The sequence below is a fragment of the Streptomyces roseolilacinus genome, assembly GCF_014649335.1.
GTDB lineage: Bacteria > Actinomycetota > Actinomycetes > Streptomycetales > Streptomycetaceae > Streptomyces > Streptomyces roseolilacinus.
The window spans coordinates 436,970-453,657 of record NZ_BMSV01000005.1; the positions used below are offsets into that span (position 1 = coordinate 436,970).

Here is a 16,688-nt window from a genome sequence, read left to right on the forward strand (position 1 = left end):
GCCGATCACACTGCCCGAGCGGACTGCCGCGCGTGTGGCGGGGCCCTCCGCTCCGCGCCTGCGGCGTCATCCGGTGTGGGCGCCGCGGTTGTTCCCGGTGGGGCCTTCGATGCGGGAGGGGCTCGGCGATCCGGGAGATCCCGTCGTGTGCCGGGGCGGGACCGCTCCGCGAGAGGTTCGGCGGGGAACGCGGAGGCGAGACGCCGGGGAGTGCGCGTCGCGCGGGGAGAGGGGCTGGGGGAGAGGGGCCGGGCGGCACGGGCCGGTCCGGTTCCGTGTCACCGGCGGTCCACAGCCGGCTGCCGGCCGGGTCGGATCAGCGCCTGTGCCTGGACAGGCTGTAGACCAGGACGAGTACGGCCAGAGCCATCACCAGCAGGTGCGTCCATATCGGGCCCGTCAGGGCGTCGGCGGCGGTTTCCGGCATCCAGGTCATCGTGACTCCCGAAGAGTTGCGGACAGAGGAAAGCGAGTGGCGGTCTCGTGGCGCCGAAGGAGTGCGAACGTGGCGGCCAGCAGACTTGCGAAGATGACCAGAAGAAGCACGAACACCCACATCTGTCGGCTTCCGGGGCGTTCCGACGCTTCCAGGAGGGCCCCCAATCCCCACAGGGCGGCTCCGGCCGCGTACATCGATCGGATCCGTCGCAGTTGGCGCACGGCCCAGGGGGCCAGGGGCTTGGTCTTCTTCGATGCCATGCTCGCCGTGTACCCCCTCTTCTCCTTCTGAGACAGGGAGTTGAGGCATCCGTCGGATGAGAAGCGGGGCGCGGTGACGACCGGTTGCCGGTGTCATCGCGCCCCGGGGGGTTTCGGCTCGTCAGCGGCGGCGGACCCGGTTGGATCCGATTCCCGCCACGTGCAGCGCGAGTGCCGCCAGGCCGAGGAGCATGATGTTCCCGGACGAGAACACGGCGTTCGTCGTGAGTTCGGTCGCGTTGATCAGAAAGGCGATGGCGAACAGTACCGCCGCGGCCATACCCAGCATGTGTCAGCACCCCATTCCTCGTTGTGGTGCCGCTCGTGTGCCCCCGTATCCCTCCCTCAGACCCGGATCCTTCACCACCGCGCGAAAGGCCTCGAGGACGCCTCCTTGCGGACGGTGACGGGAAGGGGCCCGCTTACGGGCCGGGCCTCATCGGCGCCCGGCCGATCCGTCGGACAGGACGTTCGGGAAAGGGCCGCCGGAGGTGCCGACGCGTCACCGGCGTTTCCGGGAGGCCGAGGGGGATCGTGAGAATTCGTGGGCGAGGTGGTGGGGTGCCCCGTTGAACCGGGCGGGGCGGGCGGCGGGAAGGGTGCTTCTGTCCGACACGGCTGTTTCGTGGAGGGACGCACGACGTCGGAAGCCGTTCGGGTGTGCCTCAAGATTCCGCCGTGCAGCGCATCGCTCGCCGCCGGACGGTCACGGCCGACTTTGCTTTCGCGAAGGATTTTTCGCCGGGGGTGGCCGGGCAGCCGGAGCGCTGCACGCTGGTCCGTTCCCTGTTTCGTCCGCGGTGGTCGGACTTTCCGCTTCACGGGATCGGCCGGTCCCCCGGAGGCGGGGCAGGGAATCGGTGGCCCGCCGACAGAGATTTCCCCTGTCGGGGTTCCTGCGATTTCCCGGGTCGCGCTTTCCCTGAGGCTGGTTTTCCTCGGGCCGCCGCCGCCGGCGTCGTGAGGGTGTTTCCGAGGGGCCTTCGCCGGATGACCGGACCCGGGGCCGGGAGAGGAGCGCCCTCGCGCCGGGCCCAACATGGCATGTGAGGCGTGTGGCGTGCCGGTGGCGAGCCGGATCGACGACTGCTCGCTCCGGCAGGCGGTGTGGCTCGCCCCGGACGCCGTACGCCGCCTCCCCGTGGACGGCGCCGACGCCGGACCGCTGTCCTGGGCGGAGCTGATGGCGGGGGGGAGGGGGGCGTCCCCGTTCGAACCGATCACCTCGTGGGGATCGCCGGCCGGGGCGAGTGACCGGTGGTCCTGGAGCCCGCAGTGGGAGGCTGCGGCCGGGCATGCGCTCGCCCACCTGCTGGTGGCCTCGGAAGGCAGCCCGGTGACGGTCCCGGACGGCCCGGCCGCGGAGGTGTTCCGGCGCGTACTCGACGGCCTGCTTCCCGAGGGTCCACCGGCGCGGCGGGCCGTCCTCGCGGGGCCGGGGCTGCCCGCCCCCGACGCGGACGCCGCCATCCTCCTCGTACCGGTCCATCCGCAGACCGGGGAGGTCTGGGCCCCGGCCGGACAGACCGCCCCGGCGTACCCGGTTCCCCTGCCGTTCGGGGTGTGGTTCCGGCTGGTCCTCCCGGAGCCGCGACTTCCCGTCCCCGCGTCGGCCCTCGTGCCCGACGGCGTCCTCCGCGACGATCCGCCCATCCCGAGTGTCCACGACTCGTTCCGGGTCGACCCAGGGGTCTTCCGGCGCACCCTGGTCCGGCTGCCGGCCGTCCGCAGCCCGTGGCTGCGCGAGATCCTCGAAGACCCCGCACGGCGTGCGTACGGGGTCTGCTTCCGGCCCGGTCCGCGGAAGGCTCCGAGACCCGGCCCCGCCCCGTCCCCGGGAGCACCTGCGGCCCGGTCCGCCGAAGCGGAGGATCCGGCTGGTGGCTCAGGCGGTGGCGGCGTCGGGCCGGATGGTGAAGACCCGGTCGAGACCGACGATGGTCAGGACGCGCAGGGTGTTGGTGGGGACGCCGGACAGGACGATGTCGGCCCCGGCCGCCTGGGCGTGCTGGCGGGCGGCGAGGAGTGCGGTGATGCCGCTGGAGTCGCAGAACTCCAGGCTGGCCAGGTCGACGACCAGGCGTTGGCCCGGTCGCAGGGTGAGGCGTTCGACCTGCTGGCGCAGGGCGGTGGCATGGGCGTAGTCGAGGTCGCCGACGACTTCCACCACGGGTCCGGTGGTGGTGTCTCGGCCGGTGATCGTCAGCGGGCTCATCGGAGGTGATCGGTTGCCGGGAGGGTGTGGGGGCGGGCGGCGGGCACGCCGAAGGCGAGCAGGGCGGTGTCGTCGTCGAGGCCGTCGCCGAAGCTGCCCAGCAGCCCGGTCAACGCGGTGATCACTTCCTGGGGGGCGGAGGGGGCGCGGGCGGCGACGAACGCGTACAGGGCCTCTTCGCCGTACAGGTTCTTACGGGTGGGACCGGTGCGTGCCTCGGTCAGGCCGTCGGTGTAGAGCAGGAGGGTGTCACCGGCCGCCAGGGTGGCCTCGGCGGTGGTGAAGGGCGCGGTGGGCAGGACACCGACGAGCATGCCGCCCGGAGTGGGCAGGGAGTCCACCTGCCCCCCGGCCCGCACGATCAGGGCCGGCGGATGCCCGCCGGAGGCGAGGCGGACGGTGGCCTGGTCGTGCTCGGCACCGGGTTCGACGATGCCGAAGACGGCGGTGCAGTAGCGGGGGTCCCCGGTGGCGGTGTACCGATCGTGCAGGACGGAGTTCAGCGTGGTCAGCGCGACGGCCGGTTCGGGGTCGTGGAAGGCGGCGGCGCGCAGGGTGTAGCGGGTCAGGGAGGTCAGGGCCGCGGCCTCGGGCCCTTTGCCGCACACGTCCCCGAGGAAGAATCCCCAGCGGGTGTCGTCGATGGGGAACAGGTCGTAGAAGTCGCCGCCCAGCCGGTTGGCGGAGGCCGTGTGGTAGTGGACGGCCGTCTCCAGCCCGGGTACGAGCGGCAGCGATGCCGGGAGCAGCGACTGCTGCAACACGGCCAGGGCGTCGGCCAGCTGCGCCCGGTCGGCCTCGGCCTGCCGACGCGCCTGTTCCGCCTCCGCCCGCGCCCGTTCGGCTTCGGCCCGCGCCTGCTCGGCTTCCTGCTTGCGGCGCAGGAGCTCCTCTTCGTACGTGCGGCGGTCGGAGGCGTCGAAGACGGTGGTGCGGATCAGCAGGGGCTCGCCCTCGCTGCCGTGCTTGACCACGGAGGAGATCAGCACCGGCAGCCGGCCGCCGCCGGTGACCTTCATCTCCAGGGCGATGCCGCTGATCTCGCCCCGCATCCGCAGCAGCGGCGCGAAGTGCGTCTCGTGGTACAGCTTGCCGCCGACGGTGAGCAGGTCGGCGAAGCGCAGCCGGCCCACCACCGTCTCGCGGTCCATGCCGAGCCAGCCCAGCAACGTGGTGTTGATCTTGGCGATGGTGCCGTCCATCAGCGTCGACAGGTACCCGCAGGGCGCCGACTCGTACAGTTCCTCGACGCTGTCCTCCAGCAGTGCGGTGAACACCGCGTTGGTCCCGGTCCCGGTCCCGTCCCCGGTCCCCGAGGGCTCGGGGTCCTGGTTTATGCCGCACATCACTGCAACGACTCCAGGAACTCCTGGATCGCTTCCCCGGTGGCCTCCGGGGCGCTCAGCTGAGGGCAGTGGCCGGTGGCGTTCAAGGTGACCAGACGGGAGGAGGGGATCGCGGCGTGCACGAACGCGCCGACCTCGCGGGGGGCGATGACGTCCTGGGCGCACTCCAGCACCAGCGTCGGGACGCGCACGTCCTTCAGGTCCCGGCGGCTGTCGGACAGGAAGGTGGTACGGGCGAAGACCCGCGCGATGTCGGGATCGGTCGCGCAGAAGCTGTTGGTCAGCTCCTGTCCGAGTTCGGGCCGCTCCGGGTTGCCCATGATCACCGGGGCCATCGCGGAGGACCAGCCCAGGTAGTTCGACTCCAGCGACGCCAGCAGCTCGTCGATGTCCTCCGCGGTGAATCCGCCGCGGTAACCGTCGTCGTCGATGTAGCAGGGGGAGGGAGCCACCATCACCAGCGCCCCGATCCGTTCCGGGGCCGCTTTCGCCGCCAGCACGCCGACCATGGCGCTGACCGAGTGCCCCACGAACACCGCCCGCTCGAGGTCCAGCTCGTCGCAGACGTCCACCACGTCCTGGGCGTAGCCGTCCAGCGTCGCGTAGCGCTCCTCGTTCCAGGAGGACAGGTCCGAGCCGCCGGAGCCGACGTAGTCGAAGAGCACCACGCGGTAGCGGTCGGCCAGGGCCGGCACGATCAGGCGCCACATGTTCTGGTCGCAGCCGAACCCGTGAGCCAGGACGACTGCCGGCCCGTCCGGGCGGCCGGTCACCGTCACGTTGTTCCTGCTGCAGATGTCCATACCGACCATCCTCGCACCCGGGGCGGCCCATCCGGACTCCAGCCGTCCTGATGTGACCGGCGGCACCTGCCGCAGATCCCTCTCCGGCCTCGCGGAGGCGCTCTTTTCCGGGGAGGAGGACCACGAAAAACGCCGGTCGGCCCCGCGGTGCGGAAAGACCCCGGATGCCCTCGTACGTGCCGGAATCCGAGAGGGCTCGGATGTTTTCCCTTCGCGTGTGCGAAGGTTCCGTGCAGGTTTTCGCGGAGTGTCCGGTCGTGCCGCTACGCACGGTGGGGCACCCCTCACCGGGGGTTTTCCGAATTCGTGGGAAGAACCCCGGGCCGCCCCGATCGGAGAGGACGAGGAGCCGCGTCAGGTTTTCGCGGGGAACCGGGACGGAGAATTTCTTCCGCGGAGAGGTGCCGGGCGGACACGGTGGCCGGGCCGGTCTCCCACGGGGCCTGGCCGCCGTGCCGGTTTCCGGAAAGCCGAGAAAGGGGTCTTCCGCGGGTCAGGGCGCCGCCCGCCGCACGGCGGGCCCACCCGCCCTCGCCGCGCCGGGGGCCGGCCGTCGCCTCCTCCCCGCCCGGCCCGGAGTCACGCGCCCCGGCCGGCTTCCCGGGCCGTGCGCTCCAGTCGGCTTCGGTGGTTCTCCCACCACGCCGAGTCGCCCTGCGCCATGCTGTCGTTGCCCTGGTTCATCCCCACGGCGCCGTCCACGAGCTCCCGGATGATGTCGGCGTGCCCGGCGTGCCGGTGCGTGTCGGCGATCACGCGCACCACGGCGTGATGCAGTGTCACCTCGTTCCTGCCGTCCGGCCACCACGGCACCCTGCCGACCGTGTCCAGCGCCAGCGCGTCGATCGTCGCGTCCGAGTGCGCCCACGCCCGCCGGTAGAGATCCACGATGTACGCGCGTGACTCGTCGGCGGTGGCCCACATGTCCGCGTTGGACTCGGCACCGTCCTCGAGCCAGGGCATCGGCTCGCCGGAGGGCCGTCCGAAGGTGTCACCGAGGTAACCCAGTTCCACGCCGGCCACGTGTTTCACCAGGCCCAGGAGGTTGGTGCCGGTCGGCGTCAGCGGGCGGCGGGCGTCGTACTCCGAGAGGCCTTCGAGTTTCCACAGCAGGGCGTCGCGGGCGGACTGCAGGTAGGAGCGGAGGTCGGCTTTGGGATCCGGTTCGGTCATGGGGTCAGTCTGCCGCCCGGGTGATCTTTGTCCACCGTTTTCGCCCGCCGCTCAGGGCGAACCGGACCGCCCGGCGTGGTCCACGCGACGCGACGCGCGGAACGGACCGGACCGCGCCGGGAGACCGGCCCGCCCGTGTCACGGCAACGAGCGGAGCCGAGCGGACCGCGGTGTGGGTGTCGGCGTGGGAGGACGGGCGGTCGGACGGTGGCCGCGGGTCACCGTGCCGCGGTCCCCCGGGCACTCGCCGCCCACCAGCCGGGGGAGGGGGTTCACGGCGAGGAAACCGGGCGTTCGCCGCGAGGGCTCTGGTCGGGAGGCGTCATCGCGCGTAGATTCCGCTGTCGCGAACATGTCACCCCGCCCCTCGGTGAACGGAGTCCCCATGTTCAGACGGATCGGAGTCGCCGCGCGAGCCTGCGCGCTCGCGGCGATCCTGACCCTCGCCGCCACCGCCGTACCGGCCGCCGCCGGCGCCGCCCCCGCGGAGCCCCCCGTCGACCGCGGCCCCGCCACCGCCGTCGAGGAGCGCCTCCTCGACAAGGCGCGCACCACCGTGAGGGCCGGCACCAGGACCGAACCCCGCGTCACCACCCGGCGCCAGGAAGGCGACTGGGCCTTCGGTACGGCCGTCCTCGCCACGGCGCCCGGCTCACGGGACCTCCCCCAGGGCTGGCTCTTCCTCGCCCACCGCGAGGACGACGGCGCGTGGAAGGTCGCCCTGGAGGGCGAGCCCGCCTTCGGCGACCTCTCCACCAGGGCGGCGCCCGTCCTGGAGAGCGCGGAGCGCCGCAGCCTCGCCGCCGTGACGGACGGCGGCGGCATGACCACCCAGCTCGCCGGCGGCGACTACCGCACCGGCATGGCACTGCCCTTCACCGTCGGGCACGCCTGGACGATGACCAGCGGCCCCCACGGCTGGTCCGGCTACAACACGCCGTGGAGCTCCGTGGACTTCGCGGGCGGCGACCAGATCGTACGAGCCGCGCGCGGCGGCACCGCCTACACCATGTGCAAGGGCTGGATCCGCGTCGTGCACGACCGCGGCTACGCCACGGACTACTACCACCTGTGGAACAACATCACCGTCGACGGGGCCGCGGTCTCCGCCGGCGCGTACCTCGGTCACACGGGCAACGACGTGACCTGCGGCGGCTCCTCCTCCGGCCGCCACGTGCACTTCGCCCTGCGCCAGAACGGCGCGTACATCGCCATCGCCGACCACGACCTCGGCCGCTGGCGCCCCCAGAACGGCAGCGCTGCCTACAGCGGATCGGCCCTGCACGGCAGCCGCCGCGTCGCCGCGGGCGGCCAGCTCCACAACTACGGCGCCCTCGGCTTCGACCAGGGCATCATCGACACCAACGACAGCGGCACCATCCTGAACAAGCGCAGCGGCCCGGGCACCGGCCACGCCGTCGTCGGAACCGTGGCCGACGGCGTCGGCGTCACGGTCTCCTGCTCCGCCAACGGCACCACGCACACCGGCCGGTACGGCAGCACCTCGCTGTGGAACCGCCTCTCCGACGGGACCTGGGTGAGCGACGCCTACCTGTGGACCGGCGTGAACGGACCGCTCAGCGGCTACTGCTGACGGGCGGGGGCACGCGTACGGGCCGGGCGGCACGCCCGCCCTCCTCCCGGCAGCCCCGTGCGGGGGCCGCCGGGCCCGGTACGACCATTGCCCCGTCGAAGGCGCGGGCCGCGGGGCGGCGGGGCACCGGACACGTCCGCGGAGGCGCTGTCCGCGGCGATCGCCCACGCGCCGGCCCGGTGGTCGCGCCCCGGATCCGACGCCCGTACGAGCGGGTTTCGCCCGGAGCCGCCCCCGGGCCTCCGGACCGGGCGATACCGTGGTGGGACACGCCAGTCCCGCGCCCCTGGAGCCCTCGATGAGCGAACAGCCGGCCCCCGTCGACCGCACGCGGCAGCCGCTGGACCCCGCGGCCGCCGACGCCGTGCGCGCGTACGCCGCCCGTACCCGGGCCAACGCCGACCGGCTCGCCGGCGTCCTGGAGGACATCGCCACCCACGGCCTGCCCGAGGCGGAGGACTGCACGCCCTGGGAGGAACTGCGCGAGACCCACCTCGCCCGCCTCGCCGCCCAACGCCCCGCCGTCGCCTGACGGCCCCGCACCCCGCCCCCTGCGTTTCGCATCTCGCGCCCCGCGTCCCACACCTCGCACCCCGCTTCCGGCGGGCGCACCACCTCGCCCGCGGACCCGACGGCGGCGCCGGTCCCCACCGTCCCGCGGCGGGCGCCGACGGCCCCCGCACCGCCGGGCGCTCCGCGGGCGGCCGACCGGGCCACGCCCCGTGCGGCCCCGCCCGGCGCCCGCTCACGACCGTCCACCGGCCGACCTCCGGGAACACGGCCGAGGCTGGCGGAGGCAGGACCGGACACGGCAGAATCCACGTCGTGAAGATCACCGCGCGCGAACTCAACCGGGCCACCCTCAGCCGCCAGTTGCTGTTGGCGCGGGAGTCCTCGACCGTCCTGGAGGGGGTGCGGCGCGTGGTGGCCCTCCAGGCGCAGCACCCCGCCTCGCCGTACCTCGCCCTGTGGAACCGGCTCACCGGCTTCGTCGCGGCCGAACTGGACGCCGCCTTCACCGGGCGGTCCGTGGTCAAGGCGACACTGATGCGGATCACCCTGCACGCCGTGCACGCCGAGGACTACCCGGTCTTCCGCGCGGCGATGCAGCCCACGCTGTACGGTTCCCGGCTCGGTCAGCGCTTCGCCGCCGCGGGGCTGACGCCCGCGGACGCCGAGGAACTGGTGCCGGGGCTGCTGGCCTTCGCGGGCCGGCCGCGGAGCGCGGCCGAGATGCGGGCCTGGGTGGAGGAGCGGCTCGGCGCCGAGAAGAAGGACGCGGCGTGGTGGGGGCTGAAGGCGTACGCGCCGCTGCACCACGCCCCCACCGAAGCGCCGTGGTCGTTCGGTCTCCGGCCGTCCTTCGTCGCGGCCGGGACCGGGCCCGTACCCGGCGGGCGGACGGTGGATCCGGAGGTGCTGCGGACCCTGGTCCTGCGCTACCTGGCCGGGTTCGGGCCCGCGTCGGTGGCGGACGTCGCACAGTTCGCGATGGTGCAGCGGACACCCGTTCGCGCGGTCCTCCGGGCGCTGGACGACACGGGCGCCGTCGAGCGGCTCCACGGCCCGGACGGTGTCGCGCTGTTCGACCTCCCCGGCGCCCCCCGCCCGCCCGCGGACACCCCCGCCCCGCCCCGCCTCATGGCGATGTGGGACAGCGTCCTGCTGGCCTACGCCGACCGCAGCCGGGTGATCCCCCCGGCCTACCGCCCCCTGGTGATCCGGAACAACGGCGACGTGCTGCCCACCGTACTGGTGGACGGCCACGTCGCCGGGGTGTGGCGGCCGACGGACGCCGGCGTCGAGGTCACGGCCTTCCACCCGCTCCCGCCCGCCGTCTGGGACGGCCTCGCCGCGGAGGCCGGGTCCCTGGCGGCGTTCCTCGCCGACCGCGAGACGGCGGTCTACGGCCGTTACCACCACTGGTGGGCCAAGCTCCCCGAGGCCGAGGTGAGGATGCTGCCGAAGCCGCGGTGACCGGCCGCCCCGGCACCCCCGTCACCACCCAGTGCCGCCACGGGCCTCGGGCTGCCGCCGGCCGAGCGGGCACGGCCGGACGCACGGCGAGGACGCGGCCGAGCGAAGGGACGGCGCGAAGGGGACGGCGCGGAGGAGGTAGTCCAGCCGGTGGCGGCGCGCCCCGCCCCGGCGCCCGTGTACGGGGCGCCGGGGCGCGGGCCGTGCCGGGGTCAGTGGTAGGCGTGGACGACGGCGTGCCCCTTGCCGCGGCCGATCATCCACTTGTTGACCGGTGTGGTGACGAGGAAGGCGACGGCGAAGCCGCCCAGGAGCGCCGACCAGAACAGTCCGTCGGACAGGTGGGCGTCCATCGCCCCGGGAACCAGGGCGATGATGCCGTTGTCGACCAGTTCCATCACGGCGATGGAGACGGTGTCGGCGGCGAGCGCGACCTTGACGGCGCTCCTGAAGCCGAGGCCGGTGCGGCGGACCGCGAACAGCGTGAACGAGTAGCCGAACACGAAGGCCAGGGCGATCGCCAGGGCCATGGTCTGCGCGTTGCCCCACAGCAGGGCGGTGCCGATGACCATGCCGAGGATCTCGCCGACGGCGCATCCGGTCAGGCAGTGGAGGGTGGCCTTCGCCGCCGTCGCCCAGGATGCTCCCGACGTGGGGGAACCGTGGTGTCCGGTGTGGTCGTGCGCGGTGTCCGTGCGGTGCGTGCCGTGGTCCATGACGGTCATCCCCTTTCCGTCCCGCGGGGCCCGTCCGGGCCCTCCACCCGCAGGAACATTGTACCCCCGGGGGGTATTCCGGCGCGTGTCGCGCGCCGGAGGGCGCCACGCCGGTGGAGCGGGCACCGGGAGGACGGCGGGAAGCGGGCACCGGGGGAGGGGCGGGCGCCGACGGCGCCCGCCCCGTGGTGCGGCTGCGGTCAGCCCTTGCCGAGGAGCTCGTTCATCTTCTTGATCTCGGCGGTCTGGGAGTCGATGATCTGGGCGGCCATCTTCCTGGCCGGCGCGTGGGAGCCGTCGGCCCGCTCGGCCTGGGCCATCTTCACGGCGCCCTGGTGGTGCTTGATCATCATCTTCAGGAAGGCGGTGTCGAACGCCGTTCCCGACGCCTTCTCCAGCGTGGCCATCTCCTCGCCGGTCATCATGCCGTCCATGCCGTGCGCGGAGTGGTCCCCGGCCCCCGGGGAGGGGACGTCCTCACCCCAGGACGCCAGCCACCCGGACAGCGTCTCGATCTCCGGGCCCTGGGCCTTCTTGATCTCCTCCGAGAGTTTCCGCACCTCCGCGGAGTGCGCCCGGCCGGGCGCGAGGTCGGCCATGTCCACCGCCTGGCGGTGGTGGGGGACCATCCCCCGCGCGAAGGCGACGTCGGCGGCGTTGTGCCGACCCTGAGGCGCCGACGACGGGGCGGAGGCCGCCGAGGAGGCGCCGTGGCCGGTGTGTTCGGCCGGGCCGCCGTCGTCCGAGCCGCAGGCGGCCAGGACGAGGGCCGCCGCGCCGGCGGTCACCACCACGGCACCGCGGCGGATGAGGGAACGCTTGCTGTTCATGGGAGTACGACTCCTTCACGCACGCCGGTCACGGCGTGCGGACTGCGAAAGGACAGAGACGGACGGGGCACGGCACCCGCGCCGGGAAGCACCCGGGCGCGAACGGGGGGATGCCGTGCGGGCCGCTCTATATCCGCAGGATCTGCAGCTCGGACAGATCGGGTGGCGCCCGGCCGCTCCCGGCCGCCGCCATGGCCTCGGCCACGGCGGCGGAAGGGGACGGTGCGCCGGGCAGGGCGCCGGGAAGCGCCGGCGGCGCGTACGCGGAGGCCGTCCCGGCGGCCGCGCACGTTCCGTCCGCATGGGCCGGATGGCCGGATCCCCCGTCGGTGTGCGAACAGGGGCCGCTCGCCTGCGGCACCCCGGGGGAATGGGCCGCCGCCGTGCCGTGGCCGGTTTCCGGCCGGGGCGTCGCGGCTCCGTCGGGGCCCAGCCCGTGCATGCCCAGCACGCCGGCCAGCACCGCCGTCACCAGCAGCGTCAGCAACCGCCCGGCAGGGCGGCGACGTGAGGGGATGCCACCGGTCATGGGAGCCATCGTACGGGCCGGGGCGAGGACCACCGCGTACATCCGGCGAGTCGGCCGCCGCGGTCGCCGGCCGCGTGCCGCGAGAGCCCGAAAGCCACCCGTCCGGTGCCGGACCGCTGTGTTCCGGCAGGGCCCCGGACGGTGGACGAGACGGCCCGGCCTCAGCCGACCAGGGTCTCGAAACCCGAGCCGCTGCAGTACGACGTCGCACGGCCCTCCGCCTCCGTGTCGCCGCCGACGGCCCACACGGTGTCCTCGACGAGGTGACCGCCGGTGTGGTCGAGCCCCTCCCGGTCGAGCACCTTCGAGGCGGCGACGGCCGCGTGCGCCGCGTTCTCGGCGTCCCGGAACTCCGGTGACCGGGCGGCTCGTGCGTCGTCCGCGCCGGCGTCCCCGGTACTCACCGTCAGGGCGTCCCTGGCGTCCTGCCAGGACCCCAGCCTGGTGCAGTAGACCCGTTGCCACTCCTCGGCCCGCGCGGGATCGTCCGACGAACAGCCGCTCATCAGGCCCGCGACGGCGACGACGCTCGCCGCGCACACGATCCCGCGCACGGCCCTGCGGCTGCACTGCATGCCGGACGTCCCTTCCCCGAGGCAACCGTCACAGGATACGGATCACGGTGCCGCCACCCGGCCCCGCGGGCGCGGGCCCGGAGCACGGGTCCCGCGCGGGCCGGGCCTGGGGGCGGAGGGCCCCGTCGAGCCGCCCGCGACGGCGCTGCGGGCACGACGGCCGGGCCCGTCGCCCTCCGGGACGCCGGGCCACCGTGTCGGTGCCCCCCCCGGGGGGAGGGGGCTTTCGCCGCGTGCCCACGCACCAGGCCCTGGAGTACCGGCTCGGCCTCCGAGGCACCCGCCGCCGGAGGCCCCGCGGGCCTCCGGTGCCCGCAGGGCGGCGGTCCGGTCCGCGCGGCCGGTCAGGTGGTGGGGACGACGTTGGTGGCCGCCTTGGCGGTGCGGAGGGTGCGAGCGAGGCGTACGGCGTCGTCGACGGCCCAGAAGTGGAGGTAGAAGAGCCGCGGTTCGTCGCGCAGGGCGTGGTTGTGGAGTTCGACGATGCTGATGCCGCCGTGCCGCAGGGCGGCGATGACGCGCTGGACCTCGTCGGCGATCATGACGAAGTCCCCGGTGACGGCGGCGCGGCCGCGGCCGACGGGGTGGAAGGTGAGGGCGGTGGTGACGCCCATCGCCGGGGGGACGACGCGGTGGTGGTCCGTGACGGTCTCCCGGCGGGCGAAGGCGAAGCGGTAGGCGCCGCTCCCCGCGCTTCCCTTGGCGCCGAGCGCGGCGTCGATGGCGGCGGTGTCGAGGTCCAGTGGCGGGGCGGTGGACGCGGCGGTGTCCTCCGCCGGCGCGTACCCGGGGGTCGCGGTGGCGTCCAGACCGGCCCGCACGGCACGGGCCAGGGCCAGGGCGTCGGGGGACAGGCCGTGGAAGTGGGACCACCACAGGGGCGGCCGGTGGGCGAGCAGGTGCTTGTGGACGGCGGTCTGGTGCAGGCCGTGCGCGTGCAGGGCGTCGGTGACGCGCTGCAGCTCCCGCTCGGTGGCCACCAGGTCGCCCATCACCATCGTCCGGCCGTCGGGGTAGCGGGCGAACGCCGCGTACGAAGCCTGCGACAGGCCGGTGACCCCGTGGGAGGAGACGGTCAGGTCACCGCGGGGGAACGTGACGCGGTAGACGGTGCGGCCGGCGGCGAGGGCGCCCGGCCGGCCGAGCACGTCGGCCACCGGCCGCCAGGCGGCGGTGTTCGTGACCACCGGCGCCAGCGGCTTGCCGCCCCCGGCTCCGGTCCCCTGGCCGCGGCCCGCACCGGGCCCGCCGCCCGGGAGCCCCGCCGCGGCGCTGACGCCCGTTCCGGTCAGTACGGAAGCGAGCGCGCCGCCGACGGCGAAGACCCGGCGCCGCGACATGCCGTTGTCCGATCTGTGCACCATGTGTCCGTCCTCGATGATCGCCTCTTCGTGACCCCCTGGATATCCGGCCCCGGCGTCCCCGCGCGGGCGACACGGGCGGGATTCGGCTACTTGGGTCTCCCGAGACCGCCGGGATGCCGACCGGCGCCGCCTCCGTCGTCAGGCCGGCGCCGCCTCCGTCATCAGGACGGGAGCAGCCGCACACCGGTCGCGCGGCCGCTCCGGAGGGCCACCGGTACCGCGTGCCGTACACCGGGCCCGGCACCCCGCGCGGGGGCGCCGCGCCGCTCGACCGCGCCCATGACGGGGACCCCGGGCCGACCCGGTGCGGCCGGAACCCCGCGCTGCGAAGGCCATTGACGCGCAGGGGAATCGCTCCTACGTTTCCGTCCGAACTGGCGATCGTTGTTCGAAATACAGAACAGGGGTGTCCCCGTGAGCCGCAAGAGAATCACCCTCCTCGCCCTCCCCGCCGTCATGCTCGCCCTCGTGCCGTCCACCGCGTCGGCCTACCCCAACCCCGGGCGGGTGACGGGGTCGGTGGTCACGCACGATCCGTCGATGATCCGTACCGCTTCGGGGCAGTACCTGCTGTACGCCACCGGTGGCGGCATCAGCAGCAAGACCTCCGCCGACCGGACCGCCTTCACCGCGGGGGCGGACGCCTTCGCCACGCGTCCTTCCTGGTGGTCGCGGTACTCCTCGGTGCCGGAGGCGTGGGCCCCGGACATCTCGTACCACGGCGGGAAGTACCTGATGTACTACTCCGTCTCGTCGTTCGGCTCGCAGCACTCCGCGATCGGCCTGGCCGGTTCCACCACGGGCAAGCCGGGCAGCTGGAGCGACTACGGCATCGTCCACACCTCCGACGCCTCCAGCGACCACAACGCCATCGACCCCCACCTCTTCGTCGACGACGACGGCAGCTGGTGGCTGTCCTTCGGCTCCTGGTGGTCGGGCATCAAGATGATCCGCCTCGACCCCTCCACCGGCAAGAAGCACCCCTCGCACCCCACCCGCCACTCGCTGGCCTCCCGCCCCACCGGGAGCAAGGCCGTCGAGGCGCCGTTCGTCGTCAAGCGCAACGGCCACTACTACCTCTTCGCCTCCTACGACACCTGCTGCGCGGGCACCGCCTCCACCTACAAGGTCAAGGTCGGCCGCGCCACCCGCGCCACCGGCCCCTACCTCGACCGCAACGGCGTCCCGATGACGAACAACGGCGGCACCCCCGTCCTGGAGTCGCACGGCAACGTCATCGGCCCCGGCGGCCAGTCCGTCCTCAAGGACGCCGACGGCGACCTGATCGTCTACCACTACTACGACGGCAACGACAACGGCACCCCCAAACTCGGCATCAACCTCCTGAACTGGAGCAGCGGATGGCCCGTCGCCTACTGACCCTGCTGGCCGCACTGCTGCTCGCCCTGCCCCTCGGGCAGCCGCCGGCGCACGCGGCCTCCTTCGGCAATCCCGTCAAGGCCCAGAAGGGCGCCGACCCCTGGATCGCCTTCCACGACGGCAACTACCACCTGGTGTCCACGAGCTGGTCCGACGTCATCACCGTCCGCAAGGCACCCACCCTCGCCGGGCTCGCCACCGCCCCGAGCGTGCAGGTGTGGCGGGGCGACGCCGCCTCGCGGTGCTGCAACATCTGGGCGCCCGAACTGCACTTCCTCAACGGGCGCTGGTACCTGTACTACGTCGCCGGCAGAACGTCGCCGACTACAACCCGACGCAGCGCAGCCACGTCCTGGAGAGCGCCGGCTCGGACCCCATGGGGCCGTACACCTACCGCGGACAGCTGAACCCCGCCTGGATGCTCGACCCGACGGTGGCCACCGTCGACGGGCGCCTGTACCTCTTCGGCAGCGTGCACGACGGGACGCAGAACATCGTCGCCGCACGGATGTCCAACCCGTACACGGTGAGCTCCGCCTTCTCCACCGTCTCCACGCCGACGTACGACTGGGAACGCTCCGGCGCCCCCGTCAACGAGGGGCCGGAGATCCTCCAGAGGGGCGGAAGGACCTTCCTGGTCTACTCGGCGAGCGGCTGCTGGACGCCCGACTACAAGCTCGGCCGGCTGGAGCTGACCGGCTCCGACCCGACGTCCGCGTCCTCCTGGACCAAGCGGTCCACCCCCGTCTTCCAGCGCAGTGACGCGAACGGCGTGTACGGGCCGGGCCACAACGGCTTCTTCACCTCACCGGACGGCACCGAGAGCTGGATCGTCCACCACGCGAACGACTCGGCCTCGGACGGCTGCGACAACGGACGGACGACACGGGCGCAGAAGTTCACCTGGAACGCCGACGGCACACCGAACCTCGGTACCCCCCTCCGGCTGGGGGCGGGCACGGCCGGGCCGTCGGGTGAGCCCGCGTCCGCGTCGACGACCTACACGGTCACCAACCGCAACAGCGGCAAGTGCCTGGACGTCGCGGGCGGTTCGGCCGCCGACGGGGCCGACGTGGCGCAGTACGCCTGCACCGGCGGAGCCAACCAGCGGTGGCGCGTCGAGGACCTCGGGGACGACACCCACCGCCTGGTCAACGCGGCCACCGGCAAGGTGCTCGACACCGCCGACTGCTCGGCCGCCGACGGCGCCGACCTGCGTCAGTGGTCCTGGCTGGACAACACCTGCCAGCGGTTCCGCTTCCTGGCCACCGACAGCGGACACGTCCGGATCGTCAACCAGGCCACCGGCAAGGTCGCCGACGTCGCGAACTGCTCCACCGCCGACTCCGCCGACGTACGGCAGTGGTCGTGGCTGGGCAACGCCTGCCAGCAGTGGCGGCTGAACCCGGCGTAGGGCGCCCGACGGCCGGCCGGCCCGGTCCGCCGGACGCACCGGTCGGCCGAGGCCGAGGCGGGGGTGGTCCGGC

Annotated in this window: 16 protein-coding genes and 1 pseudogene; 7 read left to right on the forward strand and 10 right to left on the reverse strand. The window is 73.6% G+C overall.

What is annotated here, in order from left to right; translation table 11 throughout:
• Positions 1 to 820: 820 nt before the first annotated feature.
• Positions 821 to 988 (reverse strand): hypothetical protein, encoded by a 168-nt coding sequence (locus tag IE106_RS14775; RefSeq protein WP_189533934.1) that lies wholly within the window; start codon positions 986 to 988, stop codon positions 821 to 823.
• Between the two features lie 741 nt (positions 989 to 1,729).
• Here IE106_RS14775 and IE106_RS30340 point away from each other — a divergent pair.
• Positions 1,730 to 2,458: pseudogene (locus IE106_RS30340) on the forward strand (hypothetical protein); the annotation flags it as partial.
• Between the two features lie 126 nt (positions 2,459 to 2,584).
• Here IE106_RS30340 and IE106_RS14780 read toward each other — a convergent pair.
• The 4 genes from IE106_RS14780 to IE106_RS14795 form a co-directional block, all read right to left on the reverse strand.
• Positions 2,585 to 2,914 carry an STAS domain-containing protein gene (locus IE106_RS14780; protein ID WP_189533936.1) on the reverse strand — a complete coding sequence of 110 codons (330 nt, stop codon included), beginning with the start codon at positions 2,912 to 2,914 and terminating at the stop codon, positions 2,585 to 2,587.
• Positions 2,911 to 4,260, reverse strand: a complete 1,350-nt coding sequence (locus IE106_RS14785) for a PP2C family protein-serine/threonine phosphatase (RefSeq protein ID WP_189533938.1) — start codon at positions 4,258 to 4,260, stop codon at positions 2,911 to 2,913. Before IE106_RS14785 ends, IE106_RS14780 begins: the two co-directional genes overlap by 4 nt.
• Positions 4,260 to 5,063, reverse strand: a complete 804-nt coding sequence (locus IE106_RS14790; protein ID WP_189533940.1) for an alpha/beta fold hydrolase — start codon at positions 5,061 to 5,063, stop codon at positions 4,260 to 4,262. Before IE106_RS14790 ends, IE106_RS14785 begins: the two co-directional genes overlap by 1 nt.
• 579 nt (positions 5,064 to 5,642) lie before the next feature.
• Complete coding sequence (locus IE106_RS14795) at positions 5,643 to 6,236, reverse strand: DinB family protein (RefSeq protein WP_189533942.1); 594 nt, start codon at positions 6,234 to 6,236, stop codon at positions 5,643 to 5,645.
• Positions 6,237 to 6,621: 385 nt separating this feature from the next.
• On the opposite strand from IE106_RS14795, the gene IE106_RS14800 reads away from it, so the two are divergent.
• From IE106_RS14800 to IE106_RS14810, 3 genes are all read left to right on the forward strand, one after another.
• Complete coding sequence (locus IE106_RS14800; protein WP_189533944.1) at positions 6,622 to 7,830, forward strand: M23 family metallopeptidase; 1,209 nt, start codon at positions 6,622 to 6,624, stop codon at positions 7,828 to 7,830.
• 298 nt (positions 7,831 to 8,128) lie between these two features.
• On the forward strand, positions 8,129 to 8,362 hold the full coding sequence (locus IE106_RS14805; protein ID WP_189533946.1) for a hypothetical protein: 234 nt from the start codon (positions 8,129 to 8,131) through the stop codon (positions 8,360 to 8,362).
• A gap of 293 nt (positions 8,363 to 8,655) precedes the next feature.
• Positions 8,656 to 9,807: a winged helix DNA-binding domain-containing protein gene (locus IE106_RS14810; RefSeq protein ID WP_189533948.1), complete on the forward strand. Its 1,152-nt coding sequence runs from the start codon at positions 8,656 to 8,658 to the stop codon at positions 9,805 to 9,807.
• A 212-nt stretch (positions 9,808 to 10,019) separates the two neighbouring features.
• Here IE106_RS14810 and IE106_RS14815 read toward each other — a convergent pair whose 3' ends face one another.
• The 5 genes from IE106_RS14815 to IE106_RS14835 all read right to left on the reverse strand — a co-directional run bounded on the left by IE106_RS14815 (position 10,020) and on the right by IE106_RS14835 (position 13,821).
• The gene (locus IE106_RS14815) at positions 10,020 to 10,523 is read right to left on the reverse strand and encodes a DUF4396 domain-containing protein (RefSeq protein WP_189534167.1); all 504 of its coding nucleotides are present in this window, start codon (positions 10,521 to 10,523) and stop codon (positions 10,020 to 10,022) included.
• A gap of 200 nt (positions 10,524 to 10,723) precedes the next feature.
• The gene (locus IE106_RS14820; RefSeq protein WP_189533951.1) at positions 10,724 to 11,353 is read right to left on the reverse strand and encodes a DUF305 domain-containing protein; all 630 of its coding nucleotides are present in this window, start codon (positions 11,351 to 11,353) and stop codon (positions 10,724 to 10,726) included.
• Between the two features lie 127 nt (positions 11,354 to 11,480).
• Positions 11,481 to 11,882, reverse strand: a complete 402-nt coding sequence (locus IE106_RS14825; protein ID WP_189533953.1) for a DUF6153 family protein — start codon at positions 11,880 to 11,882, stop codon at positions 11,481 to 11,483.
• A gap of 161 nt (positions 11,883 to 12,043) precedes the next feature.
• Positions 12,044 to 12,457: a hypothetical protein gene (locus tag IE106_RS14830; RefSeq protein ID WP_189533955.1), complete on the reverse strand. Its 414-nt coding sequence runs from the start codon at positions 12,455 to 12,457 to the stop codon at positions 12,044 to 12,046.
• Between the two features lie 344 nt (positions 12,458 to 12,801).
• Positions 12,802 to 13,821, reverse strand: a complete 1,020-nt coding sequence (locus IE106_RS14835) for a DUF1259 domain-containing protein (protein WP_229840432.1) — start codon at positions 13,819 to 13,821, stop codon at positions 12,802 to 12,804.
• Between the two features lie 456 nt (positions 13,822 to 14,277).
• Here IE106_RS14835 and IE106_RS14840 point away from each other — a divergent pair, with 456 nt between their 5' ends.
• From IE106_RS14840 to IE106_RS30710, 3 genes are read left to right on the forward strand one after another with little or no spacing between them, the layout of a single operon-like run.
• Complete coding sequence (locus IE106_RS14840) at positions 14,278 to 15,201, forward strand: arabinan endo-1,5-alpha-L-arabinosidase (RefSeq protein ID WP_189534171.1); 924 nt, start codon at positions 14,278 to 14,280, stop codon at positions 15,199 to 15,201.
• Positions 15,183 to 15,608, forward strand: coding sequence for a family 43 glycosylhydrolase (locus IE106_RS30705; protein WP_268255298.1), 426 nt, complete (start codon positions 15,183 to 15,185; stop codon positions 15,606 to 15,608). The genes IE106_RS14840 and IE106_RS30705 overlap by 19 nt, the downstream gene beginning before the upstream one ends.
• Complete coding sequence (locus IE106_RS30710) at positions 15,578 to 16,615, forward strand: family 43 glycosylhydrolase (RefSeq protein ID WP_268255299.1); 1,038 nt, start codon at positions 15,578 to 15,580, stop codon at positions 16,613 to 16,615. Before IE106_RS30705 ends, IE106_RS30710 begins: the two co-directional genes overlap by 31 nt.
• Positions 16,616 to 16,688 lie beyond the last annotated feature (73 nt).

Bases quoted from the DNA above. Each gene is read 5' to 3' on its own strand.
- IE106_RS14775 (WP_189533934.1), bottom strand. From the start codon at position 988: ATGCTGGGTATGGCCGCGGCGGTACTGTTCGCCATCGCCTTTCTGATC.
- IE106_RS14780 (WP_189533936.1), bottom strand. From the start codon at position 2,914: ATGAGCCCGCTGACGATCACCGGCCGAGACACCACCACCGGACCCGTG.
- IE106_RS14785 (WP_189533938.1), bottom strand. From the start codon at position 4,260: ATGTGCGGCATAAACCAGGACCCCGAGCCCTCGGGGACCGGGGACGGG.
- IE106_RS14790 (WP_189533940.1), bottom strand. From the start codon at position 5,063: ATGGACATCTGCAGCAGGAACAACGTGACGGTGACCGGCCGCCCGGAC.
- IE106_RS14795 (WP_189533942.1), bottom strand. From the start codon at position 6,236: ATGACCGAACCGGATCCCAAAGCCGACCTCCGCTCCTACCTGCAGTCC.
- IE106_RS14800 (WP_189533944.1), top strand. From the start codon at position 6,622: ATGTTCAGACGGATCGGAGTCGCCGCGCGAGCCTGCGCGCTCGCGGCG.
- IE106_RS14805 (WP_189533946.1), top strand. From the start codon at position 8,129: ATGAGCGAACAGCCGGCCCCCGTCGACCGCACGCGGCAGCCGCTGGAC.
- IE106_RS14815 (WP_189534167.1), bottom strand. From the start codon at position 10,523: ATGGACCACGGCACGCACCGCACGGACACCGCGCACGACCACACCGGA.
- IE106_RS14820 (WP_189533951.1), bottom strand. From the start codon at position 11,353: ATGAACAGCAAGCGTTCCCTCATCCGCCGCGGTGCCGTGGTGGTGACC.
- IE106_RS14825 (WP_189533953.1), bottom strand. From the start codon at position 11,882: ATGACCGGTGGCATCCCCTCACGTCGCCGCCCTGCCGGGCGGTTGCTG.
- IE106_RS14830 (WP_189533955.1), bottom strand. From the start codon at position 12,457: ATGCAGTGCAGCCGCAGGGCCGTGCGCGGGATCGTGTGCGCGGCGAGC.
- IE106_RS14835 (WP_229840432.1), bottom strand. From the start codon at position 13,821: ATGGTGCACAGATCGGACAACGGCATGTCGCGGCGCCGGGTCTTCGCC.
- IE106_RS14840 (WP_189534171.1), top strand. From the start codon at position 14,278: ATGCTCGCCCTCGTGCCGTCCACCGCGTCGGCCTACCCCAACCCCGGG.
- IE106_RS30705 (WP_268255298.1), top strand. From the start codon at position 15,183: ATGGCCCGTCGCCTACTGACCCTGCTGGCCGCACTGCTGCTCGCCCTG.
- IE106_RS30710 (WP_268255299.1), top strand. From the start codon at position 15,578: ATGGGGCCGTACACCTACCGCGGACAGCTGAACCCCGCCTGGATGCTC.